General features: G+C 71.9%; 24 protein-coding genes and 1 tRNA gene. 15 read left to right on the plus strand and 10 right to left on the minus strand.

The features are described 5' to 3' along the window. The first annotated feature begins 55 nt into the window (after window positions 1-55). Genes ACIBST_RS30810 through ACIBST_RS30820 form a run of 3 tightly spaced genes read left to right on the plus strand, consistent with a single transcriptional unit; the run spans window position 56 to window position 3106 of the window. Window positions 56-406: a VOC family protein gene (locus ACIBST_RS30810; protein ID WP_397176749.1), complete on the plus strand. Its 351-nt coding sequence runs from the start codon at window positions 56-58 to the stop codon at window positions 404-406. Between the two features lie 52 nt (window positions 407-458). Then, window positions 459-1934 (plus strand): CHAD domain-containing protein, encoded by a 1476-nt coding sequence (locus tag ACIBST_RS30815; protein WP_397176750.1) that lies wholly within the window; start codon window positions 459-461, stop codon window positions 1932-1934. Continuing rightward, complete coding sequence (locus ACIBST_RS30820) at window positions 1931-3106, plus strand: cytochrome P450 (RefSeq protein ID WP_397176751.1); 1176 nt, start codon at window positions 1931-1933, stop codon at window positions 3104-3106. Before ACIBST_RS30815 ends, ACIBST_RS30820 begins: the two co-directional genes overlap by 4 nt. A 58-nt stretch (window positions 3107-3164) precedes the next feature. Here the strand turns inward: ACIBST_RS30820 and ACIBST_RS30825 are convergent, their stop codons facing one another. The 4 genes from ACIBST_RS30825 to ACIBST_RS30840 all read right to left on the minus strand — a co-directional run bounded on the left by ACIBST_RS30825 (window position 3165) and on the right by ACIBST_RS30840 (window position 7991). Next, on the minus strand, window positions 3165-3998 hold the full coding sequence (locus tag ACIBST_RS30825) for an NUDIX domain-containing protein (RefSeq protein ID WP_397176753.1): 834 nt from the start codon (window positions 3996-3998) through the stop codon (window positions 3165-3167). Next, window positions 3988-6048 carry an RNA degradosome polyphosphate kinase gene (locus tag ACIBST_RS30830; protein ID WP_397176755.1) on the minus strand — a complete coding sequence of 687 codons (2061 nt, stop codon included), beginning with the start codon at window positions 6046-6048 and terminating at the stop codon, window positions 3988-3990. Before ACIBST_RS30830 ends, ACIBST_RS30825 begins: the two co-directional genes overlap by 11 nt. A 55-nt stretch (window positions 6049-6103) precedes the next feature. Next, window positions 6104-6973, minus strand: a complete 870-nt coding sequence (locus tag ACIBST_RS30835; RefSeq protein ID WP_397176757.1) for a TetR family transcriptional regulator — start codon at window positions 6971-6973, stop codon at window positions 6104-6106. 79 nt (window positions 6974-7052) lie between these two features. Beyond that, a complete protein-coding gene (locus ACIBST_RS30840) occupies window positions 7053-7991 on the minus strand; it encodes an acyl-CoA desaturase (RefSeq protein ID WP_397176759.1) in 939 nt (312 codons plus the stop codon). Window positions 7992-8295: 304 nt separating this feature from the next. Here ACIBST_RS30840 and ACIBST_RS30845 point away from each other — a divergent pair. From ACIBST_RS30845 to ACIBST_RS30900, 12 genes are all read left to right on the plus strand, one after another. Continuing rightward, a tRNA-Gln gene (locus tag ACIBST_RS30845) sits at window positions 8296-8367 on the plus strand. A gap of 135 nt (window positions 8368-8502) precedes the next feature. After that, window positions 8503-9954 carry a bifunctional UDP-N-acetylglucosamine diphosphorylase/glucosamine-1-phosphate N-acetyltransferase GlmU gene (gene glmU, locus ACIBST_RS30850; RefSeq protein ID WP_397176761.1) on the plus strand — a complete coding sequence of 484 codons (1452 nt, stop codon included), beginning with the start codon at window positions 8503-8505 and terminating at the stop codon, window positions 9952-9954. Then, the gene (locus tag ACIBST_RS30855; protein WP_352321976.1) at window positions 9951-10928 is read left to right on the plus strand and encodes a ribose-phosphate diphosphokinase; all 978 of its coding nucleotides are present in this window, start codon (window positions 9951-9953) and stop codon (window positions 10926-10928) included. The genes glmU and ACIBST_RS30855 overlap by 4 nt, the downstream gene beginning before the upstream one ends. A gap of 97 nt (window positions 10929-11025) precedes the next feature. Continuing rightward, window positions 11026-11655: a 50S ribosomal protein L25/general stress protein Ctc gene (locus ACIBST_RS30860; RefSeq protein WP_397176763.1), complete on the plus strand. Its 630-nt coding sequence runs from the start codon at window positions 11026-11028 to the stop codon at window positions 11653-11655. Window positions 11656-11717: 62 nt separating this feature from the next. Next, window positions 11718-12302: an aminoacyl-tRNA hydrolase gene (gene pth, locus ACIBST_RS30865; protein WP_397176765.1), complete on the plus strand. Its 585-nt coding sequence runs from the start codon at window positions 11718-11720 to the stop codon at window positions 12300-12302. 232 nt (window positions 12303-12534) lie between these two features. Next, complete coding sequence (locus ACIBST_RS30870; protein WP_397177142.1) at window positions 12535-13911, plus strand: sugar transferase; 1377 nt, start codon at window positions 12535-12537, stop codon at window positions 13909-13911. Then, window positions 13911-14675: a 3'(2'),5'-bisphosphate nucleotidase CysQ gene (locus tag ACIBST_RS30875; protein WP_397176767.1), complete on the plus strand. Its 765-nt coding sequence runs from the start codon at window positions 13911-13913 to the stop codon at window positions 14673-14675. Before ACIBST_RS30870 ends, ACIBST_RS30875 begins: the two co-directional genes overlap by 1 nt. An 18-nt stretch (window positions 14676-14693) precedes the next feature. Beyond that, window positions 14694-15608: a sulfate adenylyltransferase subunit CysD gene (cysD, locus tag ACIBST_RS30880; RefSeq protein WP_352321984.1), complete on the plus strand. Its 915-nt coding sequence runs from the start codon at window positions 14694-14696 to the stop codon at window positions 15606-15608. Next, on the plus strand, window positions 15608-16870 hold the full coding sequence (cysN, locus tag ACIBST_RS30885) for a sulfate adenylyltransferase subunit CysN (RefSeq protein ID WP_397176769.1): 1263 nt from the start codon (window positions 15608-15610) through the stop codon (window positions 16868-16870). Before cysD ends, cysN begins: the two co-directional genes overlap by 1 nt. Before the next feature lie 138 nt (window positions 16871-17008). After that, window positions 17009-17908: a sulfotransferase gene (locus tag ACIBST_RS30890; protein WP_397176771.1), complete on the plus strand. Its 900-nt coding sequence runs from the start codon at window positions 17009-17011 to the stop codon at window positions 17906-17908. Continuing rightward, entirely contained in the window at window positions 17905-18792 is an 888-nt protein-coding gene (locus tag ACIBST_RS30895) for a glycosyltransferase family 2 protein (RefSeq protein WP_397176773.1), read from the plus strand. Before ACIBST_RS30890 ends, ACIBST_RS30895 begins: the two co-directional genes overlap by 4 nt. Next, window positions 18789-19751 carry a WecB/TagA/CpsF family glycosyltransferase gene (locus ACIBST_RS30900; protein WP_397176775.1) on the plus strand — a complete coding sequence of 321 codons (963 nt, stop codon included), beginning with the start codon at window positions 18789-18791 and terminating at the stop codon, window positions 19749-19751. The genes ACIBST_RS30895 and ACIBST_RS30900 overlap by 4 nt, the downstream gene beginning before the upstream one ends. On the opposite strand, the gene ACIBST_RS30905 is transcribed toward ACIBST_RS30900, so the two are convergent. Genes ACIBST_RS30905 through ACIBST_RS30930 form a run of 6 tightly spaced genes read right to left on the minus strand, consistent with a single transcriptional unit; the run spans window position 19741 to window position 26188 of the window. Next, the gene (locus ACIBST_RS30905; RefSeq protein WP_397176777.1) at window positions 19741-20631 is read right to left on the minus strand and encodes a sulfotransferase; all 891 of its coding nucleotides are present in this window, start codon (window positions 20629-20631) and stop codon (window positions 19741-19743) included. The two genes, ACIBST_RS30900 and ACIBST_RS30905, sit on opposite strands and share 11 nt — an antisense overlap. Further along, complete coding sequence (locus ACIBST_RS30910; protein ID WP_397176778.1) at window positions 20628-21881, minus strand: lipopolysaccharide biosynthesis protein; 1254 nt, start codon at window positions 21879-21881, stop codon at window positions 20628-20630. The genes ACIBST_RS30905 and ACIBST_RS30910 overlap by 4 nt, the downstream gene beginning before the upstream one ends. Further along, on the minus strand, window positions 21869-22723 hold the full coding sequence (locus ACIBST_RS30915) for a sulfotransferase domain-containing protein (RefSeq protein ID WP_397176780.1): 855 nt from the start codon (window positions 22721-22723) through the stop codon (window positions 21869-21871). The genes ACIBST_RS30910 and ACIBST_RS30915 overlap by 13 nt, the downstream gene beginning before the upstream one ends. Continuing rightward, window positions 22720-23616: a hypothetical protein gene (locus ACIBST_RS30920; RefSeq protein WP_397176781.1), complete on the minus strand. Its 897-nt coding sequence runs from the start codon at window positions 23614-23616 to the stop codon at window positions 22720-22722. Before ACIBST_RS30920 ends, ACIBST_RS30915 begins: the two co-directional genes overlap by 4 nt. Then, on the minus strand, window positions 23613-24878 hold the full coding sequence (locus ACIBST_RS30925) for an O-antigen ligase family protein (RefSeq protein ID WP_397176782.1): 1266 nt from the start codon (window positions 24876-24878) through the stop codon (window positions 23613-23615). Before ACIBST_RS30925 ends, ACIBST_RS30920 begins: the two co-directional genes overlap by 4 nt. After that, window positions 24875-26188: a Wzz/FepE/Etk N-terminal domain-containing protein gene (locus tag ACIBST_RS30930; RefSeq protein ID WP_397176784.1), complete on the minus strand. Its 1314-nt coding sequence runs from the start codon at window positions 26186-26188 to the stop codon at window positions 24875-24877. Before ACIBST_RS30930 ends, ACIBST_RS30925 begins: the two co-directional genes overlap by 4 nt. Between the last annotated feature and the right edge of the window lie 217 nt (window positions 26189-26405).

The following is a 26405-nucleotide window of genomic DNA, read 5'->3' on the forward strand; positions in this document are numbered from 1 at the left end:
CGTGGTGGCCCGGAGATGACCCGTGGAGACCAGAAATGACCCGTGGAGACCAGAGATGACGATCAAAGCCCTGCACCACGTGCAACTGGCCGCCCCCAAGGGCAGCGAGCCCGACCTGCGCGCCTTCTACGGCGACGTGCTCGGCCTGCGCGAGGTCCCCAAGCCGCCGGAACTGGCCAAACGCGGCGGCGCCTGGTTCCGCGGCGACGGCGTGGAGATCCACCTCGGCATCGAGGACGACTTCAGGCCCGCGCGCAAGGCTCACCCGGCGTTCCTGGTCGAGGACCTCGACGCCTACGCGGCCAGGATCCCCGGCGCGGTGCCCGACGACCTCTTCCCGGGATACCGCCGGATCTACGTCACGGACCCCGTGGGCAACCGGATCGAGCTCCTGCAAGCCGTGTGATGTTCATCTCCAGGTGGCATCATGGTCCGAAATCGGACACTTGTGAGGTGCAGTGGGCATCGAGATCGAGGACAAGTTCGACGTTCCGGCCGACTACACGATCCCGGACCTGAGCGGCCTGGCCCAGGTCACGGGCCCGCGCAGTCACCAGCTCGTGGCGCTCTACTACGACACGGCCGATCTGCGGCTGGCCGCGCGCGGCGTCACACTCAGGCGCAGGCGCGGCGGCGACGACGCGGGCTGGCACCTGAAGCTGCCCAAGGCCAGGGGCGTGCGCCAGGAGATCACGTGCCCGCTCACCCGCAGCACCAAGGTCGTGCCGCCGGAGCTGGCCGAACTCGTCCGGGCCTACGCCAGGGGCGCGGAGCTCCAGGTCGTGGCCGAGCTCGACACCCGGCGCAGCGTCACCCTGCTGCACGACGGCGGCACCCGGCTGGTCGAGATCGCCGACGACCGGGTGAAGGGCACCGTCCACCGGGACGGCAAGGTGCTGCGGTGGCGCGAGGTCGAGGCCGAGCTGCTGGCCGAGGACCGGCGGGACCTGCTGGCCAAGGTCGGCAAACGGCTGCGCAAGGCCGGGGCGAGCCCGGCGGGCAGCGCCAGCAAGCTCGCCCGGCTCCTCGAACCCGCCCCGCCCGCCAGGGCCGCCACCGAGCCCGGCACGGCGGCCGAGACCGTCATCGACTACCTGTCGAGCCAGGTCGCCGCCCTGCTCAGCCAGGATCCGCGGGTGCGCAGGGCCGAGGAGGACGCCGTCCACCAGATGCGGGTGGCCTCGCGCAGGCTGCGCAGCGCGCTCAAGGCGTTCAAGTCGGTGGTGACCGGGACGGAACGGGTCCAGGAGGAGCTGCGCTGGCTCGGCACGGTGCTCGGCGAGGCCCGCGACCTGGAGGTGATCAGGGCCAGGTTCGCCGGGGAGCTGTCCGGCCTCGCCCCCGAGCTGGTCACCGGCCCCATCCAGACCCGGCTCGGCGCGGACCTGCGCGTCCGCGAGCAGGAGGCGTACGAGCGCATCAAGGACGCGCTCAGCGGCGACCGCTACTACGCCCTCCTGGACGCCCTCGACGCCCTGATCGCCACCCCCGAGCTGGGCAAGGCCGCCGCCAAGCCGGCGAAGGACAAGCTCACCGCCCTGGCCGCCGCCGGCTGGGACCGCGTGACCAGGGCGTACGAGGTCGCCCAGGCCACCGAGGACGCAGGACGCCGCGAGATCGCCCTGCACGACGTCCGCAAGGCGGCCAAACGCGCTCGATACACCGCCGAAGCCCTCGAACCCACTCTCGGCAAGGGCATGGCCAGGCTGGCCGAGCTGGCCGAGAACGTCCAGGAGGTGCTGGGGGCGCACCGGGACGGCGTGGTCGCCCAGGAGACGCTGGCCAAGGAGGCCGAGGGCGCCCGGCAGGCGGGCGAGGACACCTTCACGTACGGGCTGCTGATCGGCATCGAACGCAGCACCGCCGAACGTGCCGAGGCCGATTTCCCCAGAGTCTGGGCGGAAACCGTGAAGGCGGTTAAGAAGGTTCTATGACGAACCTTCCGGCAATACCCTTCGCGCGCAGCGACCCCCTCGAAGTCCCGGCGGCCTACCGGGAGCTGCGGGCGAAGGAGGGCATCGCGCGGGTGCGCACCTCGGTGGGCGACGAGGTCTGGCTGGTCACCGGCTACGAACAGGCACGCAGGCTGTTCAGCGACAGCCGGCTGGGACGCTCCCACCCCGAGCCCGAGCGGGCGCCGCGCGTGTCGAACTCGGCCCTGCTCGGCGGGCCGCAGGGCGAGGCCGCCACCGAGAAGGCCGACCACGAGCGCCTGCGCAGGCTGTTCGCGCCCTCCTTCTCGGCCCGGCGGATGAGGCGGCTGGCCGGCGAGGTCGGCACGCTGGTCGAGGAGCGGCTGGACCGCCTGGCCGGGCTGGGGCCGCCGGCCGACCTGCACGCCGAGCTCTCCTTCCCGCTGCCCGTGCTGGTCATCTGCCGGCTGCTCGGCGTCCCGTACGAGGACAGGGAGTACTTCAGCGGCGTGTCCGCGCGCATGGCAGACCTGCGGGACGAGGCGGCCGGCGAGGCGGCATGGGCGGAGCTGAGCGCCTACATGGCCGGGCTGATCGCCCGCAAACGGCACGAACCCGCCGAAGACGTCCTGTCGGACCTGGCGGGCGAGCTGGACGACGACGGCAAGGTCGCCGAGCTGGCCGCCGGCCTGCTGTTCGCCGGGCACGAGACCACGGTCAACCGCATCGACCACGGCGTGCTCCTGCTGCTGGCCAACCCCGGCCAGCTCGACCTGCTGCGGGCGGATCCCGGGCTCGCGCCCGCCGTGGTCGAGGAGATCCTGCGCATGGCCGTGCCGAGCCTGCACGGCCTGCCCAGGTACGCCCACGAGGACATCGAGATCGACGGCCGCACGATCCGCCGCGGCGAGGCCGTCGTCCTCAACCCTGGCGTGGCGAACCGGGACGAACAGGTCTATCCCGATCCCGACACCTTCGTCATCGGCCGCCCTCCGACCGACCCGCATCTCGCCTTCGGGTACGGCCCGCGGTTCTGCATCGGCGCGAGCCTGGCCAGGGTGGAGCTGGAGGCGGTGTTCAGCCGGCTCTTCCAGCGTCTGCCCGGCCTGCGCCTGGCCGTCCCGGTCGCCGAGCTGCCGCGCAACGAGGGCAGGGTCACCCAAGGTTTCGCCCGCCTGCCCGTGACCTGGTGACCCGCCGAAGCCGCCAAAGCCGTAAAGGCCCTAAAGGCCGCCGAAGCGGCCCGAGCGGTCAGGTCGCGTAGCGTTCCACGCCGACGACGTGCCCGCCGGCCCGGTGCAGCACCGCGAACGCGCCCTTGCGCAGGTGCACGTCCTTGCCGCTGAGCGCGTGGATCAGGTGCGGCAGGACCTTGCCGTGGCTGCACACGGCGGCGGGCACGGCGAGGTCGCCGACCAGCTCCGGCGTCTTGCGCGGGTCCTGGCCCTCCTCGCTGAGCAGCGGCTCGGTCCTGATCTCGGTCCCGTACGGCTCCAGCGTCTGGACGCACCGCCGGCTGGGCGAGCTGACCAGCAGCTCGGGCCGGTACGCGGGCAGCGCGGTGGCCAGGGCGGCGGCCTGGGAGCCGCCGTGCTCGTCCAGCGGGCGCAGCGCGTCGTCGCCGTCCCACTTGCTCCTGGACCCGGCCGTGGCGTGCCGGACGAGCACCAGCGGCACGGTCGCGAGCGGCGCGGCGGTCAGGGCGCGCAGCAGCCCGGCGTCCCACTCGTAGGTCAGCAGCTCGCGGGCCCGGTCGACGGGCAGCCAGCGCAGCCCGTCGACCTCGTCGCCCGGCTCGAAGCCCGCGTCGGAGGCGACCCGCGCGGTCCAGTAGTCGACGCGCTTGAGCCGGCCGCCGCTGAGGTAGTGGATCGGCGGCAGGGCGCGGCCCAGGACGACCGTCAGGCCGGTCTCCTCGGTGACCTCGCGCAGGGCGGCGGCGATGACGTGCTCGCCGCTCTCCAGCTTGCCCTTGGGGAAGGTCCAGTCGTCGTAGCGCGGACGGTGGATCACCGCCACCTCGGGGCTGCTCTCCGCGCCCCTCCAGACCACGGCTCCGGCGGCCCGGAGCAGCTCAGTCGTCAACGGTCCTCCATCGCCTGGTGCCGACGAGATGGCTCTGCAGGTCCTCGCCGTCGTGGCGGATCCAGGTGCCGTCGGAGTTGAGCCACCACGCGTTCGTGGTGTCGGCCATGGCCAGGTCCATCAGCTCGATCAGGTAGGCCTTGTGCTGCTGCGAGGTCACCTTGACCAGGGCCTCGACCCGCCGGTCGAGGTTCCTGCGCATCAGGTCGGCGCTGCCGATCCACACCTCGGGACGCCTGCCGAGGCCGAACTCGTACACGCGGGAGTGCTCCAAAAAGCGCCCCAAAACCGACCTTACGCGGATATTTTCTGACAAATTGGGGATTCCTGGGCGAAGGATGCAGATGCCGCGCACCCACAGGTCCACCGGCACCCCCGCCCTGGACGCCCGGTAGAGCGCGTCGATGATCGGCTCGTCCACCAGCGAGTTCGTCTTGATCCTGATCCGCGCCGGACGGCCCGCCTGCTGGTGGGCGATCTCCCGGTCGATCCTGGCCAGCAGGCCGCTGCGCATCGAGTGCGGCGCGACCAGCAGCCGGCGGTAGGCCGAGTGGTTGGAGTAGCCGGTCAGGTGGATGAACAGGTCGGTGACGTCCTCGCCCACCAGCGGGTCGGCGGTGAGCAGGCCGAAGTCCTCGTACTGGCGGGCCGTCTTGGGGTTGTAGTTGCCGGTGCCGATGTGGCAGTAGCGGCGCAGCTCGCCCGAGGGCTCCTGCCGTACGACGAGGGCCAGCTTGCAGTGGGTCTTGAGGCCGACCACGCCGTAGACCACGTGGCAGCCGGCCCGCTCCAGCTTCCTGGCCCAGGAGATGTTGGCGTGCTCGTCGAAGCGGGCCTTGATCTCCACGACCACGACGACCTGCTTGCCCGCCTCGGCCGCGTCGATCAGCGCGTCGACGATGGGCGACTCGCCGCTGGTCCGGTAGAGGGTCTGCTTGATCGCCAGCACCCGCGGGTCGGCCGCGGCGACCTCGATGAACCGCTGCACGCTGGTCGCGAACGAGTCGTACGGGTGGTGCAGCAGCACGTCGCGCTCGCGCAGGGTGGAGAAGAGGTCGTCCTCGGCGTTGATCACCTCGGCCGGCACGAACGGGCGGAAGCTCAGCTCGCCGCGGTCGAGGTCGGCGATGGCGTGCAGGCCGGTGAGGTCGAGCGGGCCGGGCAGCCGGTAGATCTCGTGCGGGGCCAGCTCCAGCTCCTCGATGAGCGGGGCCAGCACCTCCGGCGTGATCGTGTCCTCGACCTCCAGCCGCACGGGCGGCCCGAACCGCCGCTTGAGCAGCTCCTTCTCCAGCGCCTGCATGAGGTTCTCGGTGACGTCCTCGTCGACGTCGAGGTCTTCGTTCCTGGTGACGCGGAAGACGTGGTGCTGGAGGATCTCCATGCCCTTGAAGAGCTGGCCGAGGTGCGCCGCGATGACGTCCTCCAGCGGCACGAACCGGTCCTTCGACGCCGGCACGAACCGGGGGAGCTGCGAGGGCACCTTCACCCGCGCGAAGACGGTGTGGTCGGTCATCGGGTTGCGCACCAGCACGGCCAGGTTGAGGCTGAGCCCGGAGATGTAGGGGAACGGGTGCGCCGGGTCGACCGCCAGCGGCGTCAGCACCGGCCTGATCCGCTCCCTGAACAGCTTGCGCAGCTCCGTGCGCTCCTCGCGGCCCAGGTCGTCCCACCGGACGATCTCGATGCCCTCGGTCGCGAGCTGGGGGCAGACGCGGTCGTGGAAGGCGGCGGCGTGCCGCTTGGCCAGGGAGTCGGCGATCGTGGCGATCCGGGCCAGCTCCTCGCGCGGCTTGAGCCCGCTCTTGGTGCGCAGCAGCAGGCCGGTGGCCATGCGCCGCTTGAGGCCGGCCACCCGTACGCGGAAGAACTCGTCCAGGTTGCTGGCGAAGATGGCCAGGAAGCGCACCCGTTCGAGCAGCGGGATCGACGGGTCCTCGGCCAGTTCGAGGACGCGCTCGTTGAACTGGAGCCAGCTTTCCTCGCGGTTGAGGAACCGCTCCTGTGGCAGGGGCAGATCGTTTCCCGATTGCAGCGGTTCCGCGGACATATGGCCTATATTGCCCCGATTGGTTGAACGGAACGTTAACGTAGCCGCAACGAACTCACTCTGGCTGGTCGGCCTGCTCAAGGCGTGCGGCGCGCTCGGCGAGCCTGGCCTCCCGCTGACGGATCTTCTCCTCGCGCTCGCGGGCCTTCTCCGCCTCCTTCAGCAGCCGCTCGCGCTCCTTCAACTCTCGTACCCTGGCTTTCTCCGCGTCACGCAACTCTCGCTGGCGGAGCTTCTCGGCTTCCTTGAGCTCCTTCTCGCGGGCCTTCTCGAACTCGCGCAGATCCTTGTCGCTGACGCGCGGCTTGGCGGCGGCGGCGGCCTGGTTGCGGGTGGCCACCGAGATCGCCGGGCTCGGGTTCAGGCCGGTCAGGCCGTTCCAGGCCAGGTTCACCAGGTGCGCGGCGACCTCCTCGCGGCCCGGCTTGCGCACGTCCAGCCACCACTGGCCGGTCAGCGCGACCATGCCGACCAGCATCTGGGCGTACATGGGGGCGAGCTTGGGGTCGTAGCCGCGGCCGGCGAACTCGTCGGCCAGGACGTCCTCCACCTGGCTGGCGATCTCGCTGATCAGGCTGGCGAACGTGCCCGTGCCCGAGGCCGCGTGCGAGTCGCGCACCAGGATGCGGAAGCCCTCGCTGCTCTCCTCGATGTACTGGAGCAGGGCCAGGGCGGCCCGCTCCAGCTTGATGAGGGAGTGGGAGGCGGCGAGGGCCGAGGTGATCATGCCCAGCAGCTTCTGCATCTCGCGGTCGACGACGACCGCGTAGACGCCTTCCTTGCCGCCGAAATGCTCGTACACCACGGGCTTCGACACCTGCGCGGTGGCGGCAATCTCCTCTATCGAGGTCCCGTCGAACCCCTTCTCGGCGAACAGCGTGCGGCTGATCCGGATCAGCTGCTCTCTGCGCTCTCTACCGGACATGCGCCTGCGAGATCGGGGTTCGGTCACGGGTTCCATAATGACGGCCACGGACGAATGGCCGTTCATCGGCTGATTCTCGTCAGGCAATGCGCTTCGCCGCCAGGCGTTCTGGCGTCGGCCAGCGCACGTCGTACACCCAGCCCGCCCGTTCGAAGAGGCGGATCAGGCCGGCGCTGAGGTCGATCTGGCCCTTGAGCGCGCCGTGCCGGGCGCAGGTGGGGTCGGAGTGGTGCAGGTTGTGCCAGGACTCGCCGAACGACGGGATGGCCAGCCACCAGACGTTGCGCGACTTGTCACGCACCTGGAAGGGCTCCTCGCCGAAGACGTGGCAGATCGAGTTGATCGACCAGGTCACGTGGTGCAGCAGGCCGATGCGGATCAGCGAGCCCCAGAACAGCGCGGTCAGGCCGCCCTGCCAGGACCAGGTCAGCAGCAGGCCGAGCACGCCGGGCAGCAGGACCGAGACGAGGGCCAGCGTGGGGAACCACTTGTGCAGCTTCTGGATGTCCTCGTCCTTGCACAGGTCGGGGGCGTACTTCTCGCGGTTGGTGCGCTCGCTCTCGAACAGCCAGCCCATGTGGGCGTACAGCAGGCCCTTGGACATCGACTTGAAACCGGGGCCGAAGCGCCACGGCGAGTGCGGGTCGCCCTCCTTGTCGGAGAACTTGTGGTGCTTGCGGTGCGTGGCCACCCAGTCCAGGACGGACATCTCCAGCGACAGGCTGCCCGCGATGCCCATCGCGATCTTCAGTGGCCGCTTGGCCTTGAACGAGCCGTGCGTGAAGTAGCGGTGGAACCCGACGGTGACGCCGAGCCCGGAGACGACGTAGAAGACGAAGGCGATGACGATGTCCGTCCAGCCGAGTCCCCATCCCCAGGCCAGGGGCACCGCCGCCGCGAGCGCGACCAGGGGCAGCCCGACCACGAGAGCGAACGTGATGATCTCTGCTCTGGATTTCGGTTCGGGTTCGAAGTCGGGCTTCGGGGCGGGGGAGGAACGCTCGGCGAGAACGGTCATGGGCTACCTCCAACTACATGTATGAGGATGAATGTCCAGGCTACGCCACCGTAACCTACGCCATCGTAAGTAAGGAAGCCCTAAGCTGTGGATGTCACTTAGCTGACGGTCGGCTCGCCCAGGTGAGTGGGTTTCGTACCTTGCGGCTTTTGGGGTGGTCTGTTATGCGACCAGCGTGCCGACTACCCCCGCGTGTCCCCGGTATACGCGGCACTGGAGATGTGCGAGAGAATTGAGGGCGCATACGCCCGTGCGGGCTCGGTATCGTAGGGGCTGTGTGTCGGACGCCACGGCGTCCGGTCCGTCCCGGATCGTCTAATCGGCAGGACAAGTGGTTTTGGTCCACTTTGTAGGGGTTCGAGTCCTCTTCCGGGAGCCTTGACAGCCATCCCGCGGCTCCCCGCGCGAGAGAGTTCCGAACCGGGCAGGTATCCTCACGGTGTCGGGAGGGTTGCGGTGCGGTAGCCGCGCCGACGACCCTGATCCGTCCAGTCACAGGGAGCCTCAGTCCGTGAGTGTGCCGCGCCCGGCAGCCGTCATCGTCCTCGCCGCCGGCGAGGGCACCCGGATGAAGAGCCAGACCCCGAAAGTCCTCCACGAGCTGTGCGGCCGCGCGCTGGTCGACCACATGCTCGCCGCCGCCCGCGACCTCGATCCCGAGCGGCTCATCGTGGTCATCGGCCATGCGCTCGAACAGGTCGGCGGTCATCTGGCCGCCACCAGCCCCGACGCGCGCGCCGTCGTCCAGCGTGAGCAGCGCGGCACCGGCCACGCCGTCCGCACCGTGCTCGAAGAGGTCGGCACGATCGCCGGCACGATCCTGGTCACCTACGGCGACGTGCCCCTCATGCAGGCCCGCACGCTCGCCACGCTGCTCGCCAAGCACGCCGCCGACGGCAACGCGGTCACCGTGCTGACGGCCGAGGTGCCCGATCCGACCGGCTACGGCCGGATCATCCGCGACCCCTCCGGCGCCGTGCTGGAGATCGTCGAGGAGAAGGACGCCGACGACGAGCAGCGCGCGATCAAGGAGATGAACTCCGGCATCTACGCCTTCGACGGCCTGCTGCTCGCCGACGCCGTCAAGCGCGTGTCCACCGACAACGCCCAGGGCGAGGAGTACCTCACCGACGTCCTCGGCATCCTGCGCGGCGACGGCCACCGGGTCGGCGCCTGCGTGGCCGCCGACTACGTCGAGGTCGAGGGCGTCAACGACCGCGTCCAGCTCGCCTTCGCCCGCAAGGTGCTCAACCAGCGGCTGCTGGAGCAGCACATGCGCGCCGGCGTCACCGTCGTCGACCCGGCCACCACGTGGGTCGACGTGGGCGTCGAGATCGGGCCCGACGCCGTCGTCCACCCCGGCACCCAGCTCCACGGGCGCACGGTCGTCGGCGCCGGAGCCGAGGTCGGCCCGGCCACCACGCTGACCGACACCCGCGTCGGCGAGGGCGCCGTCGTGCGCAACGCGGTCTGCGACAACGCCGACATCGGCCCCGAGGCCAACGTCGGCCCCTACGCCTACCTGCGTCCCGGCACCGTGCTCAGCCGCAGGTCGAAGGCGGGCACGTTCGTCGAGATGAAGAACACCAAGGTCGGCGAGCGCTCCAAGGTGCCCCACCTCACCTACGCCGGCGACGCCACCATCGGGGAGGACGTCAACATCGGCGCCTCCACCGTCTTCGTCAACTACGACGGGGTCGACAAACACCACACCACCGTGGGCGACGGCGCGTTCGTCGGCTGCGACACCATGCTCATCGCCCCCGTGACGATCGGCGAAGGCGCCAACACCGCGGCCGGGTCCGTGATCGTCAGCGACGTACCCCCAGGGGCGATGGGCGTGGCCAGGGCGCGACAGCGCAACATCGAGAAATGGGTCCTGCGCAAGCGCGCGGGCACCAAGTCGGCCGCCGCCGCCGAACGGGCGCTGGCCGAGCGAGCACAGCAGGAGAACGAACAGTGACCAGCATCAAACAGCCGGGCGAGAAGAACCTCATGCTCTTCTCCGGCCGGGCCTATCCAGAGCTGGCCGAAGAGGTCGCCGAGCACGTCGGCGTCTCACTCACCCCCACCAAACTGATCGACTTCGCCAACGGCGAGATCTACGCCCGCTACCTTGAGTCCGTCCGCGGCTGCGACGCGTTCGTGATCCAGAGCCACACCGGTCCCATCAACAAGTGGATCATGGAACAGCTCATCATGGTCGACGCGCTCAAGCGGGCCTCGGCCAAGCGCATCACCGTGGTCATGCCGTTCTTCGGCTACGCCCGCCAGGACAAGAAGGGCCGCGGCCGCGAGCCCATCACGGCCCGGCTGATGGCCGACCTGTTCAAGACCGCCGGCGCCGACCGGCTCATGTCGATCGACCTGCACACCTCGCAGATCCAGGGCTTCTTCGACGGTCCCGTCGACCACCTGTTCGCGATGCCGGTCCTGGAGAGCTACCTGAAGAACAAGCTCGACCTGGAGAACACGACGGTCGTCTCGCCCGACACCGGCCGCGTCCGCCTGTCCGAGCGCTGGGCCGACACCCTCGGCACGCCCCTGGCCTTCATCCACAAGCGCCGCGACCTCGACGTGGCCAACTCCGTGAAGGTCAGCGAGGTCGTCGGCAAGGTCAGCGGGCGCACCTGCGTGCTGATCGACGACATGATCGACACCGCCGGCACGATCTGCAAGGCCGCCGACGCCCTCTACGAGCAGGGCGCCACCAACGTCATCGTCGCCGCCACCCATGCGGTCTTCTCCGACCCCGCCGTCGACCGGCTGAAGAACTCGCGCATCTCCGAGGTCATCGTGACCAACACGCTGCCCCTGTCGGAGGCCAAGCGGTTCGACAAGCTGACGGTGCTCTCGATCGCGCCGCTCATCGCCCGCGCCGTCACCGAGGTCTTCACCGACGGCTCCGTCACGAGCCTGTTCGAGGGCGACACCTGAGCGAGTAAGCTGTACGGGTTGCGCTCGTAACGCCTTCCGCTAGGGCGGGTGAGGGGGAGCGCGCCACAATCCGATCTCTGCATCCCTAGGAGATGTCGTGTCTGAAGTACGTATCGCCGCCGAGCCGCGCACGGTGTTCGGCAAGGGCGCCGCCCGCAAGATCCGCCGCGCCGACAAGGTGCCCGCCGTCCTCTACGGGCACGGCATCGACCCCAAGCACCTGACCCTGCCCGGTCACGAGGTGCTGCTCGCCCTGCGCACGCCCAACGTGCTGATCCGCCTCCAGGGTGACGGCGTCGACGAGCTGGCCCTGCCCAAGGGCGTGCAGCGCGACCCGATCAAGGGCTTCGTCGAGCACGTCGACCTGCTCCTGGTCAAGCGCGGCGAGAAGGTCACCGTCGAGATCCCGGTCACCACGACCGGCGACGTCAACTCCGAGGGCCTGCTCGACCAGCAGCTCGTCTCGGTGGCCGTCGAGGCCGAGGCCACCCACATCCCCACCGGCGTCGAGGTCGACGTCGAGGGCATGGAGGTCGGCACCGTGATCACCGCCGCGCAGCTCGACCTGCCGTCGGGCGCCACGCTGGCCGCCGACCCCGAGGCCGTGGTCCTCCACGTCATCGCCAAGCCGACCGAGGAGCCCGCCGCCGAGGCCGAGGAGGCCGCCGAGGGCGAGACCGCCGAGGCCGAGGGCGAGGGCGAGAGCGCCGAGGCTGCCGCCGAGTAAGCACGTACCGCGACGACGGGGGTGGCGCGAGGCCGCCCCCGTTCCGCTGTAAGGGAGCGCACATGGACCGCTGGCTGATCGTCGGACTGGGCAATCCGGGGCCCGAATACGCGGGTAACAGGCACAACGCGGGCTTCATGGTGCTCGACGAGCTGGCCGCGCGGGCCGGCGGGCGCTTCAAGGCGCACAAGAGCAGGTCCGAGGTGCTGGAGACGCGGGCGGCCGTGCTGGCCAAGCCGCTGACGTACATGAACCTGTCGGGCGGGCCGGTCAAGGCGCTCGCCGACTTCTACAAGATCGGCCCCGATCGGCTGATCGTCGTCCACGACGAGCTCGACGTCCCCTACGGCGCGCTGCGCGCCAAGCTCGGCGGCGGCGACAACGGCCACAACGGGCTCAAGTCCATCACCAAGGTCCTCGGCACCCGCGACTACCTGAGGGTGCGCTTCGGCATCGGCCGGCCGCCCGGCCGCATGGACCCGGCCACCTTCGTGCTCCGCGACTTCGTCACCGTCGAGCGCAAGGATCTGCCCTTCCTCGTCGACCGGGGCGCCGACGTCGTCGAATCGCTCATGGCCCGTGGCCTGGAAGCCACCCAGAACGACTTCCACCGGGCTGATCTCCACATTTCCGGCCCTCCACGCTGATCGCCGCATAGAACCGTTCGCCGCCTGTCGTGGCGCACGCGCGGCTAGCATCGGTGACTGTCCGTTCGGGAACGGGCACACAGAGGCGTGCCACCGCCCGGAGCGACGGCGGGAGCGGAGCGGGGGAAGACGGCATTTGGCGACCGAGGCCGCCTCACGGAGTGAGGCAGGAGAGCCCGTGAAGTCCGGCGAGGCCCTCTCGTGGCGGGTCAGCCCGGTGACTCCGGCGTGGATGCGTTCCTACCGGTTCCGTGCCGTGGTGGGCGATCTGTGCGGGGCGGGCATCGGGTCCGCCGCCGCCTTCTGCGGCAGGTTCGGCGGGTTCACCCCTTACGTGCTGCCGTACCTGCTGGTCAGCGTGGCGCTGCCGTGGGTGTGGATCTGCGCGGTCGCGCTCAACCGGGCCTACGAGCCCCGCATGATCGGCGCCGGCTCCGAGGAGTTCCGGCGCGTCGTGCACGCCGGCGTCGCGCTCACCGCGGCCACCGCGATCGGCTCGTACGTCACCAAGACCGACGTCGCCCGCGGCTACGTCGTGCTCGCGCTGCCCCTGGTCACGCTGCTCACGCTGGTCGCCCGCTACCTGCTGCGGCGCTCGCTCAACCGGCGCAGGGCGGCCGGGGCCTGCATGCGCCGCGTGGTCGCGGTCGGCCATCCGGCCTCGATCGCCGAGCTGGTCCACCTCTTCCGCAGGGAGCGCCACCACGGCATGGACGTCGTGGCCGCCTGCCTGCCCTACGGCGAGCCGCCCGGCGTGCTGACCGAGGTGCCCGTCGCGGGCGACTTCGGCGACGTGCCGCTGGTCGTCGACCAGGTGCGCGCCGACACCGTGGCGGTGCTGGCCTGCCCCGAGATGGACGGCGACGCGCTGCGCCGGCTGGCCTGGCGGCTGGAGCGCACCCACACCGAGCTGGTCGTCGCCCCCGCCCTGATGGACGTCGCCGGCCCGCGCACGATGATCCGGCCGGCCGCCGGGCTGCCGCTGCTGCACGTCGAGCACCCCGAGCTGACCGGCGCCCGGCAACTGGTCAAGAACGTCTTCGACCGCGTGGTCGCCGCCGCGCTGCTGGTGCTGCTGTCGCCCCTGCTGGCGACCCTGGCCGTGGCCGTGCGGGGCACGAGCCCGGGGCCCGCGCTGTTCCGCCAGACCCGGATCGGCAAGGACGGCAGGCCGTTCACGATCCTGAAGTTCCGTACCATGCGGCGCGGCTCGGAGCAGCAGAAGATCACCCTCGTCAGCGACCACGACGGCGTGCTGTTCAAGATCCGCAACGATCCGCGCGTGACGCCGCTCGGCACGCTGATGCGCCGCCACTCCCTCGACGAGCTGCCCCAGCTCATCAACGTGCTCCTCGGACACATGTCGCTCGTCGGCCCGCGCCCGCCGCTTCCGGAGGAGGTGGCGCGCTACGGTGACGACGTGCGCAGACGGCTTCTGGTGCGTCCGGGGCTGACCGGGCTGTGGCAAGTGAGCGGGCGATCTGACCTATCGTGGGAGGAATCCGTCCGTCTCGACCTGCGTTACGTGGAGAACTGGTCCCTCACGCTGGACCTGCAGATCCTGTGGAAGACTTGGTCGGCCGTCGCCCGCGGGCAAGGAGCATATTGATGACGATTCGCGACGACCACGCCGTGGCCGGCGACCTGGCGACGGAGGCGGGCGAGAGGCTGCTGCAGGTCCGCGAGCGCACCGGGTTCGGCGACTCCGCCGCGCTGCGCGCGGAGGGCGACCGGGCCGCGCACGTGTTCCTCATGGAGGCGCTGGCACGGTTGCGTCCCAGTGACAGTGTCCTGTCCGAGGAGGCCACCAGGGAGGAGCGGCTCGACCCGCGCAGGCTGGGCGCCGAGCGCGTGTGGATCGTCGATCCCCTCGACGGCACGCGCGAGTTCTCCGAGGAGGGCCGGGCCGACTGGGCCGTGCACGTCGCGCTGTGGGAGCGCGGCAAGCTGACCGCGGGCGCCGTGGCGCTGCCCGCGCAGGGCCGTACGCTGACCACCGCCGAGCCGCCCGCCCTGCCGGCCTTCGAGAAGGGCCGCTTCCGCATCGCGGTGAGCCGCACCCGGCCGCCGGAGTTCGTCAAGAAGCTGGCCTACCTGCTGGGGGCCGACCTGGTGCCGATCGGCTCGGCCGGGGCGAAGATCTCCGCGGTGCTCACCGGCGAGGTCGAGGCGTACGTGCACGCCGGCGGCCAGTACGAGTGGGACTCCGCGGCCCCCGTCGCCGTCGCGCAGGCGGCCGGGGCGTTCGCCAGCCGCGTCGACGGCTCGGAGCTGACCTACAACCAAGCCGACCCGTCACTACCGGATATCCTGGTTTCCCTACCGGAGCTGGCGACATCCCTGCTCGCCGGAATTCGGGACCTGCATCGCTAACCGCCGGAGGAAGCGCCCATGCTCCAGCGCGACTACACGACGTCGCAGCTCGACGTACTCGAAGCCGAGGCCATTCACATCATGCGCGAGGTGGCGGCGGAGTTCGAGCGGCCGTGTCTGCTCTTCTCCGGCGGCAAGGACTCGATCGTCATGCTGCGCATCGCGGAGAAGGCGTTCTGGCCCGCGGCCATCCCGTTCCCGCTGATGCACGTCGACACCGGGCACAACTTCGACGAGGTCATCGAGTTCCGCGACCGCCGTTCCGAGGAGCTGGGCGCGCGCCTGATCGTGGCCAGCGTGCAGGAGTCGATCGACAGCGGCCGGGTGGTCGAGGAGACCGGCCGGCGCGCCTCGCGCAACCGCCTGCAGACCACCACGCTGCTCGACGCGATCGAGGAGCACGAGTTCGACGCCGTCTTCGGCGGCGCCAGGCGGGACGAGGAGAAGGCCCGCGCCAAGGAGCGCGTGTTCTCCTTCCGCGACGACTTCGGCCAGTGGGACCCGAAGAACCAGCGCCCCGAGCTGTGGAACCTCTACAACTCCCGCATCCGCAAGGGCGAGCACATCCGGGTCTTCCCGCTGTCCAACTGGACCGAGCTCGACATCTGGGACTACATCCGGCGTGAGGGCATCGAGATCCCGTCGATCTACTTCTCGCACACCCGCAAGGTGTTCGAGCGCGACGGCATGCTGCTGCCCGACTCCGACGTCGTGTCCCGCGGCGACGACGAGCCGCTGTTCGAGGCCGTCGTGCGCTACCGCACGGTCGGCGACATGACCTGCACCGGCGCCGTGCAGTCCACGGCCGCCACGGTCGAGGAGATCATCGAGGAGATCGCGGCCACCCGGATCACCGAGCGGGGGGCCACCAGGGCCGACGACCGCTCGTCCGAGGCCGCCATGGAGGACCGCAAGCGAGAGGGCTACTTCTGATGGACATTCTTCGCTTTGCCACCGCGGGAAGCGTCGACGACGGCAAGTCCACCCTCATCGGACGGTTGCTCTTCGACTCCAAGGCCATCTTCGAGGACCAGCTCGAAGCGGTCGAGCGCACCTCCCGCGACCGCGGCACCGAGTACACCGACCTGTCGCTGCTGACCGACGGCCTGCGGGCCGAGCGCGAGCAGGGCATCACGATCGACGTGGCCTACCGCTACTTCGCCACGCCCAAGCGCAAGTTCATCATCGCCGACACGCCCGGCCACATCCAGTACACCAGGAACATGGTCACCGGCGCCTCTACGGCCGACCTGGCGATCATCCTCATCGACGCGCGCAAGGGCGTGCTGGAGCAGTCGCGCCGGCACGCGTTCCTGACCTCGCTGCTGCGCGTGCCGCACCTGGTGCTGGCCGTGAACAAGATGGACCTGGTCGACTACTCCCAGGAGCGGTTCGAGGAGATCCGGGAGGAGTTCACCTCCTTCGCCTCCAAGCTCAACGTGAGCGACCTGACGTTCATCCCGATCTCCGCGCTCAACGGCGACAACGTCGTCTCGCGTTCGGAGAACATGCCCTGGTACCTCGGCACGTCCCTGCTCCACCACCTGGAGAACGTGCACATCGCCTCCGACCGCAACCTGGTCGACGTGCGCTTCCCCGTCCAGTACGTGATCCGTCCGCAGAAGGCGACCGACCACGCCTTCCACGACTACCGCGGCTACGCGGGCCAGGTCGCGGGCGGGGTGCTCAAGCCGGGCGACGAGGTGGTGCACCTGCCGTCCGGGCTGAGCACGCGGATCGCCTCGATCGACACGTTCGACGGGCCGGTGGAGGAGGCGTTCCCGCCCATGTCGGTCACGCTGCGCTTCGAGGACGACCTCGACATCTCGCGCGGCGACATGATCGCCAGGCCCAACAACCAGCCGCACGCGGCCCAGGAGCTGGAGGCCATGGTCTGCTGGATGGCCGACGGCCTCAAGCTGACCCCGCGCACCAAGCTGACGATCAAGCACACCACCCGCACGGCGCGGGCGCTGGTGCGCGACCTGCACTACCGGCTCGACGTCAACACGCTGCACCGGGACGAGGAGGCCACCGCCCTCGGCCTGAACGAGATCGGCCGGGTCTCGCTGCGGGTCACCCAGCCGCTGTTCGTCGACGACTACGCCCGCAACCGGCTGACCGGCGGCTTCATCCTCGTGGACGAGGCCACCAACGGCACGGTCGGCGCCGGCATGATCATCGACGCCAGCTGAGCGTCCCAGAACGGCCCGGCGGCACCACGCCGGGCCGTTCGCCGTTTCGGTAGATCTTTGCGGGGTTTCCTGACCATCTGATTACCCTCCGCGCTAGGGTCGTCGCGTTCCGTGTTGGCGACGTGAAGGCCCTCCCCTGTGACCGACCGCGCATCCGCCACCCGAGTGATCTTCCTCGGTGGCCTCGGCCGTAGTGGCACCACCCTGCTGGAGCGGCTGCTCGCCGAGCTGCCCGGCGTCGTGGCGCTCGGCGAGGTGGTCCACCTGTGGTCGAGAGGCGTGCTGGCCGGAGAGCCGTGCGGCTGCGGCGCCGCCTTCGCCGCCTGCGACTTCTGGCGGCAGGTGGGCCGGGCGGCGTTCGGCGGATGGCGGCCGTCGCTGGCCGAGCGGGTGCTCACGCTGCGGCAGCGGGTCGATCGCACCCACCGCATGGGGCGCATCGCGCATCCCGACCTGGCCGAGTACGCGCGGGCGTACCGGAGGGTCTACGAGGCGACCGGCGCGCCCGTCGTGATCGACTCCAGCAAGCACGCCTCCCTCGCCCACTGCCTGGTCGCGGCCGGCATGGACGTACGCGTCGTGCACGTCGTCCGGGATCCGCGGGCGGTGGCCCACTCCTGGCGCAGGACCGTCGAGCGGCCCGAGGACGGGCGTCCCATGACCCGCTGGGGGCCGCTGCGCACGTCCCTCCACTGGACGGCCCAGAACGCCGGGCTTGAGCTCCTCGCCCGCCAGGGGGCCCTGGTGACCCGGGTGCGCTACGAAGACCTGGTCGCCGCTCCGGAGCCCACGCTGACCGCGCTGGCCGGCTTCCTCGGGCTCGACGTTCCCGGCCTGCCGTTCCTGGAGGGCACGACGGCGCGGCTCGGGCCCGCGCACACCGCGTCCGGCAATCCGATGCGGTTCCAGGTCGGGGGGATCCGGCTGCGGTGCGACGACTCGTGGCGTTCGGGGCTGCCCGTCCGCGACCGGCGGCTGGTCGCCGCGCTCACCTGGCCTCTGCGCGTCCGGTACGGCTACCGGGAGGCCGCCGCGTGAGCGCGCCGCCGTCCGTGGGGGTGGTGATCCCGACCCGCGGCGACCGGCCCGGGATGCTGCGCGAGGCCGTGGCGGCGGTGCTGGCCCAGGACCATCCGGGGCGGCTGGCCGTGGTCGTGGTCCACGACGGCGGGCGCGGGCGCGTGGGGCCGGAGCTTGGCGTGCCCGTCCTGGCCAACCGGCGTACCCCGGGGCTGCCGGGGGCGCGCAACACCGGCATCGCGGCCCTCGACACCGATCTCGTCGCCTTCTGCGACGACGACGACCTGTGGCTGCCGGGCAAGCTCGCCGCCCAGACGCGGGCGCTGGCGGCCACCGGCGGCGAGTTCGCGAGCTGCGCCATCGAGGTCGAGCACGGCCGGCGCCGGGTGGCCAGGCTCGCCGGCGCCGACACGGTGACCACGGCCGACCTCCTGCGGTCGCGCATGGTGATGGTGCACTCCTCGACGTTCCTGTTCCGGCGCGGGGCCCTGTGGGCCGACGAGAGCGCCCCCGGGGGCCAGAACGAGGACTGGGACCTGGCCCTGCGCGCGTCCCGGCGGCGGCCGATCACGCATGTCGACCGGCCGCTCGTCCGGGTGCGGTGGGGTGGTTCGTCCTACTACGCGGCCCGCTGGGCGGACCGGATCGCCGGGCTCGACTGGATGCTCGACCGCCATCCCGAGCTGGCCGCCGACCGGCGCGGCGCGGCCCGGGTCTACGGCCAGCTCGCCTTCGCGTACGCGGCGCTCGGGCGGCGGCGCGCCGCGGTCCGGTGGGCGGTGCGCGCGTTCGGGGCGCGGCCGGGTGAGCCGCGGGCGCCGATCGCGCTGGCCGTCGCGGCGGGGATCGTCCCGGCCGCGACCGTGCTCGGGCTGCTGCACGGACGGGGGCACGGCATATGACCCCGCCCAGGACCCGCGTCCCGGCCGTCCCCGTCCAGCGCCCGTCCACCTCGAACTCCGCTGCCGACCCCGCGACCGCCCGCGGCCGTGCCGCCGAGTCCGCGCGGGCCCGCGCGGCCGGGCCGGGGGCTGCCCGCACCCTCCCGTCCGAGCGGCCGGCGGGTCGCGGGGTCGCCCAGGCCGGGCGTCGGGGGCGTGCGGGGGAGCGCGTCCGGGTCGGCGGCGTCGGCCTGGACGCCGTCACCGAGGCCGACGTGGTGCGCTGGGTGGCGGCCGAGGCCGCGGCCGGACGGGGCGGCCGCATCGTGACGCCCAACGTCGACATCTGCCGGGCCGTCGCCCGCGACCCCGCCCTCCAGGAGCTCGTGGGCTCGGCCGAGATCGTGGTGGCCGACGGCATGCCGCTGGTGTGGGCGGCCAGGCTGCTCGGCACCCCGCTGCCCGAACGGGTCACCGGCGCCGACCTGATCTGGTCGCTCAGCGAGGTGGCCGCGGCCCGCGACTGGCCGGTGTACCTGCTGGGCGGGCCGCCCGGGGTGGCCGAGCTGGCCGCGGGCGAGCTCAGGAGCTGCCGTCCCGGGCTGAAGGTGGCGGGGGTGCACGCGCCGCCGTACCACTTCGACGACACGGCGGAGGGGAGGGAGCGGGTGCGGCGCCGGGTGGTCGCGGCGCGGCCCCGCCTGGTGTTCGTCGGGCTGGGCTTCCCCCGGCAGGACCTGCTCATCGCCGAGCTGCGCGAGGAGCTGCCGCAGGCGTGGTTCGTCGGCTGCGGGGCGGCCATCGCCTTCGCCGCCGGCACGGTCCAGCGGGCGCCGCGCTGGATGCGGCGGGCCGGGCTGGAGTGGGCGTTCCGGCTGATGAGCGAGCCAGGACGGCTGGCGCGGCGCTACCTCGTGGACGACCTCCCCTTCGCGGTACGCCTGCTCGCCGGCTGCCTGCTGACCAGGCTCAGGCGGTGAGGGCCCGGACCCGGGCCGCCTCCGCCGGAGTGAGCCCCCGGGCCGCCGCGGCCAGCGCCTGACGGGAGTCCATCGGACGGAAGGCCGTACGGGACAGCCCAGACCAGGCGAAGGCCGCCGACCGGCGGGACGGCGTGGTGCAGGCCCGGACGACCCGCCGTTCGGCGGACGGTGACCACGGCAGGCCCGCATGGGCGTAGAGACGCCGGAAACCGGCGACCGGATCCCCGGCCAGCGACTCGTACGAGGCGACCAGGACGCCGGGCGTGGCGGCCACCACCGACCGCGCGGCCCGCCACAGGGCGGCGATCGTGGCCAGGTCGTCGGCGGAGCCGAGCAGCGGGTGCAGGTTCAGCAGGCCGGGATGGTCGCGGACGAGCAGCGGCTGGCCGAGCAGGTCGCCGACGTCGAACCGCCACCCGAGACGGCGCCAGCTCGCCACGAACGACACCGGATCGCGGACGAGGACGATGACCGCGCACCCCAGCCGCCGGGCGAACCAGCCCGCCGACAACACCGCGAACGGGTCGTCGAGCAGCGCCCGGCGCCCGGCCAGGCGGCCGAACGCGAACGCGGTGCCGTAGCGCGCCAGGCGGGCCAGGTCGTAGGGGGAGCGGTTGGCGCGCAGCTCGGCGAGCCAGTGGTAGCGCAGGGCGACCGTGTCGCGGAAGGCGGGCAGGAAGCCGTCGGCGTTGTCGTCGCAGATGTACTGGAACCGGTGGGCGACCTCGGCCCGCAGCACGCCGGGGCAGCGGCCGGGCGGGTGCTGCGGGTTGAGCGGCTCGTTGACGTAGACCAGGCCGCCCCCGGCGGTGAGCATCTTGCCGGCCCAGCTCGTGCCGCTCCTCGGCAGGCCGGTGACCAGGACGGGCGCGTTCACGCGGCCGCCGCCCAGGTGCGCGGGCGCAGGGCGGGCAGGGTGTGGCGGCCGAACGGGTGCAGGCCGTAGCGGTGGTGGAGCTGCCACAGCGGAAGCAGGTTCTTCACGATCACCCCGCCCGACCAGCCGACGACCGCGCCGAACGCCCCCTGGGAGGGGATCAGGGCCAGGTCGAGCGCGATCGTGCAGCCGACCGCGGCCAGCAGGTTGAGCAGGCTGGCCAGGGTGTGGCCGGCGGCGGTCAGGACGACGTCGACCATGCCGCAGGCGGAGGCCACCAGCATGGTCCCGGCCAGGACGAGGGCGATGGGGGCGGCGGCGCCGTACGCGGGGCCGAAGACGCGCAGCAGCCACGGCGCGAGGACGGCGTAGCCCAGCCACACCGGCCAGGTCAGCAGCACCAGCCAGATCGTGGTGGCCTGGTACAGCTCGCGCGCGCGGCCGAGCTCCCCGTCGGCGAGCGCCCGGACCAGCCGCTCCTGCACGGCCTGCGCCAGCCCCTGGTTGGCGAGCTGCCCGACGACCCGGAACCGGGTGGCGGCCGTGTAGACGGCGGCCTGGGCCGGCCCGGCGAGCAGGGCGACGACCACGATGTCCAGCCGCTGGAACACCGCCTGGATGGCGCCGGCGGCGGACCGCGGCGCGGTGTAGCGCCACAGGTCACGCCCGGTCCCCGGCAGGTACGGCGTGCGCGGCGCCCGTCCGCGCAGGCCGGCGAGGGCCAGGACGAGCAGCGGCAGGAAGGGCAGCGCCCAGGCCGCCGGCAGCCACTGCGGCGCGTGCGCGAGAGCCGCCCAGGTGACGAGCACGAGCTGCGCGGCGGGCAGCAGCACGCCGTCCAGCAGCACGGTGGGCCGCATCGAGCCGAACCCCCGGGTGGCGGCCAGCGCGATGTCGCCGAGCACGATGACCGGCAGGGCCCAGGCCAGCAGCCCGATGCGCGGCTCCAGCAGCACCCCGGCCGCGCAGGCGGCCAGCGCGCACGGCAGCATGGCCGCCCGGAAATAGCCGGAGATACCGCGATAGCCGTACGTCCTGGCCCGCGCGATGAAGTAGACCAGCCCGTTGCCGGCGTCCAGCTTGGCGATGCCGGCCGCCATCAGGGCCAGGGCCGTCACGCTGAAGAACGCGCCCGCCTGCGCCGGGCTGAACGCCCTGGTCACCACCACGGCCACCAGGAACTGCGCCAGCGCGCTCACCCCGGCCCCGGTCAGCCCGGCGATCCCGCGCCGGACCATCACCGGCGCCACGACGGCTCACCGCCCAGCCAGCGCGTCAGCCGCGCGTCGTAGGGCTCGAAATGGTCCCTGAGCGCCTGCTCCAGCACCTTGGGCACGGGCCGGGGCAGCGGCCGGCCGTTGTGCCGCTCGAACGCCGGATAGCCCAGGTGCGGCACCGTCAGGAACTCCAGCACGCGGTCGTAGGCGGTCTCCGGCTCGGCGAAGAACCGGTGGCTGTCGAGCACCAGGATCCGGTCGCGGCCGAAGAGCGGTTCGAGGCGGTCGAGCTGGTCGGCGTACCGGCCGCGGGCCAGGTAGGCGTGGTGGCGGTGGGAGTGGTGCTCGGCGAACGGCGACACGCGCAGGCTCTCCTCGGCCCCGGCCAGCCGTCCGGCCTCCAGCTCAAGGGCGGATTCGAGGTGGGACTCGGACTCGAAGCCCCTGGCCAGCTCGTGGGCGTGGGCCGAACAGGCCCGCTCGACCGGGTCGCGGACCAGGACGATCAGCTTGACTCCGGGCAGGTCGGCGGCGATCCGCTCACCGGCCAGCGGATGGAACAGGTAGTAGGGGGACGACTCGAACGCCTGGGTGCGGCCGCCGTACCGGTGGGCCAGCAGCGCCGCGCCCGCGCGCAGCGGGAAGTGCGCCTGGTACCAGGTCATCGGCCGGTGGTAGCCGACGTCGAAGTAGTGGACCCCCTTGTGCAGGACGGGCTTGAGCAGCAGCGGGTGCTGGGCCAGCGCCCGGTAGAGCGAGGTCGTGCCGCACCGCTGCGCCCCCACGATCAGGAACGACGGCAGCACCCGCGCGCCCGACGTGAACCGGCCCGCCAGCCGCGAGAAGGACAGCACCGGCCGCTTCAGCGTCCTCATGGCAGCAGCTCCTCGTGGTCGACGGCCGGGTTGAGCCAGGTCTCTGGCGGCCCGAGCGGGCAGTGGCCGTCGGCGGCGTGCCGGTCGGCCAGCACGATGAGGTAGTGCAGCGCCGTCCGCCTGGCCTCGGCCGACGACAGGCCGAGCGGGGCCAGCTCGCGGGGCGCCCTGGCCACGCAGGCGCGGGCCGCCGTGGGCGGGTCCATCCTGCGCAGCGCCCGCTGGAAGAGGTGGTGCGCGGCGTCGAGGCCGTAGGGGACGCCGGTCTCGTACCGCTCCCAGTCCCAGACGAGCAGCCGGCCGTCGGCGGAGGGGCAGATGTTCCACGGGGACAGGTCGCCGTGCCAGGCCGGCACCGGGCCGCCGGTGGTGGCGATCTCCATGATGGCGGCGTTCAGCAGGGCCGGGGGCACCCGGCCGCGCCGTACGGGCAGCGGTGAGAGCGCCAGCACGGGCAGGCCGCGCCACTCGCCGTGGTGCAGCACGTCGGGCACGACGACGGTCTTCAGCGGCGTCGCGGCCAGCGCGCGCAGCGCGGCCGCCTCGCGGCCGACCAGCTCGCGGGCGAGCGGGCTGTCGCCGACCTTCACGTACGCCAGCAGCCGCCCCCCGGCACGGGCCTCCAGGACGGGCTTGCGGTTGGGCCGCAACGCCGGACGCACGTGCAGCACGGTCTCCACGGGCGCGTCGAAGACCTCGCCCAGATAGGCCGCCACGGACCCCTCCAGCGGCACGGTGACCGCGCCCCCGACGTGCCACCAGCGCCGCGGGGCCAGCCGGCGGGGCAGCACCCGGTGCGGCAGCACCGAGTACGGCCGCGGCGACCCTGGCCCCGGGTACAGCAGGCGCACGGTCTCGCGGAGGTATCCGAGCCGCGCGGCGGCGTCCTTCATGCGTTTCTCCACAGCAGGGCGAACGAGATGAGATAGAGGCTCAGCGGCGTCACCAGGCCGTCGTAGACGAACATGTAGAGCAGCACGAGGCCCATCACCAGCACCCCGGCCAGCCCGATCGGGGAGCGGTCGGCCCAGTGGCGGCGGATGGCGCCGAGGAAGAAGGCCACGTAGAGTGCGGCCCCGGTGAAGCCCTGGGTGATCAGCAGCAGCCAGAGCTGCCCGTCGCTGCCGAGCGGCGGGTGCCCGCACGCCGCGCACCACTGGGTCTTGCCCGTGGTGATCGAGCGGTGGTTGCCGAGCGAGTTGCGGGTGTTGCCGTAGCCGATGACCGGCGAGTGGCGGGCCGCGGCGACCGTGGCGGTCATCGTGAAGGCCCGGACGTCGTTGGAGTGCGGTCTGTCCAGCCGCTGGGCGAACACCGAGGCCAGCGGGCTGAGCGCGAACGCCACCAGCCCGGCCGCCACCGCCCCGCACAGCACGACCCTGGTCCGGCCCGCCACCCGCACGATCAGGTACGCCACGGCCAGCCCGAGCCCGATCCACAGGCCGCGGTTGAGCGAGTACACGACCGGGATCGCGGCCAGGGCGATCACCAGCACCGCCAGCACCCGGCGCCACCGCCCGCCGTACGTCCACCAGCCGACGACGAACCAGATCAGCAGCACCGAGGCGTTGCTGCCCCACGCGTTGGCCCACTCGAAGGGCGCCTCCGGCCTGGGGGAGGAGTAGCCGAGCACCTTCTGGGTCTGGGCGGCCGTGGGATGGATGAGGTTCTGGACGAAGGAGTTCTCGCTGATCCAGCCGGGCAGCAGCAGCTCGACCGGCGAGGTGAAGGCGAAGTGCGGGACCAGGACGCCGAGCAGGCCGCCGGCGACCGTCGTCAGGAACAGCACGCCGAGCCAGCGCACCAGGCGCAGCTGCGGCAGCTCGCGCTCGGTCAGGTTGCCCAGGTAGAGCACCATGACCAGGACGGACACGTACAGGGCCAGGCGCATGGCCCAGCCGACCAGGCGGCCGGGGCTGAAGTCGCCGTACGTGCCGGGCGGCAGCTCGTCCAGCATCATCGCGCTCAGCAGGTAGCTGGCCAGCAGCAGCAGCCACAGGCCGAACCCGTGGGGGACCCGGACCGGCCGGCGCCGCCACAGGATCACCGCCATCGGCACGGCCAGGACGATCACCGACAGGCCGCCGAACCCCAGCGCCCACCAGATCGGGTAGCCGAGCAGGAGCGCCGCGATCGGCCAGGCTGGTCCTGTCACGTCTGCTTGCGCTGCCGGTGGTGGAACGACTGCATGGGCGTGGTCTCGGCAGCCAGGCTCACCTCCAGCTCGCCGGTGGCGACGAGCTTGCCGAGCGAGGTGTGGGTACGCGGCTCCAGCAGCGGGACGAACTCCGGCACCGCGTCGGTCGCCGTCACCACGCCCACGACCGGCACGTCGTGCCGCTCCAGATGGCGGGCGGCCGCCGTCACCTCCGGCGAGGTGACCCGGCCCAGCCCGACCAGCAGCAGGGCGGCGTCGGCCCGCGCCAGGTCGCGGACGTCGGAGCCGTCGAGCACCGACAGCGGCGCGCTGATGGCCAACGGCTCGGCCAGCGAGGAGGCGTAGAGGTCGGCGGGCAGCGACCGGACCAGCAGCCGCTTGCCGGGGCAGGCCGCGACCACGGCGCAGGCCAGCTCGTGCAGCACGCCGTGCTCGCGGGAGGCGGACAGGTCGGTCAGCACGGGCAGCCCGGTCAGCCGCTCGACGTCGGCGGCCGTGCGCAGCCGGGTGTCGAGCCGGTCGCGGGCGTAGGCCGCCGCCGCGCCGAGCAGCAGGCCGGCCATCAGGCCGGTGCCCAGGTAGAGCGGCAGGCTGGGGGAGCTCGGCCGGGTCGGCGGCAGCGCCTCGCTGATGACCGAGCCGGGGGTCACCGCGACCGTGCGCAGGGCGTCGTACTTGAGCGTCAGGCTGGCGGCCTGCCGGTTGAGCACGCTCTGGCGCTGGGTGGCGATGGCGTGCTCGGCGCTGCCCTTGGGCAGGCGGCCGACCTCTTTGATGGCCGCGTCGAGGGCGGCGTCGACCTGCTTGAGCTTGGCCAGCACCGCCTGCTGCCGCTCGGCCATCGCGGCCTTCGCGCTCTCGCGCCTGTTGGCCAGGTAGGCGTCGGCGTAGGCCCGGGACTGCGCGGCGGCGGCCACGGGATCGGCGTCGGTCACCGAGACCCACAACACGGCCGAGTTGGGCGGGACGGAGACCTCGACCGGCTGCGGCGCGGTGATCCGCAGGGCCTGGGCGACCCGCGCCGAGACGACCGCCGACTGGGCGATCTGGGCCTCGGTGTCGAGGTTGAGCGGCTCGCGCTGCCGGTTGCTCACCTGGTTGCCCTGGTCCTGACCGTCGACGGGGGTGACCAGGACCTGGGTGATCGCGGTGTAGGCCGGCGGGGTGGCCCGCAGCAGGGCGAGCCCGGCGGTGCCGCCGACCACGACGCAGCCGACGAGCAGCAGCCACCGCCTGCGCAGCAGGGAGAGGTGCTCGTCCAGGTCGGCGCCCGGGCGGCGCGCCTGGAGGTCCGGCGACGGGCTCATGGGGACGGTCTCCTGGAGGGGATGCGCGCTGTCGCGGATGGGCGACGCTGCGTCACTCGGCGCAGCGTGCGCCCACTATAGGCCGGACGGATATTACCCAAGTCGAATACTGAAGATTTTTTCCGGTACGGCCGCGAAGATGCCCCTTTTTGAATGGATATTTCCGCAAAATGCGGGTGGCAGGTCGGGTGTCGTGAGCTGGGCAGACGAGCACACT

Source organism: Nonomuraea sp. NPDC049684 (genome assembly GCF_044465345.1).
Lineage (GTDB): Bacteria > Actinomycetota > Actinomycetes > Streptosporangiales > Streptosporangiaceae > Nonomuraea.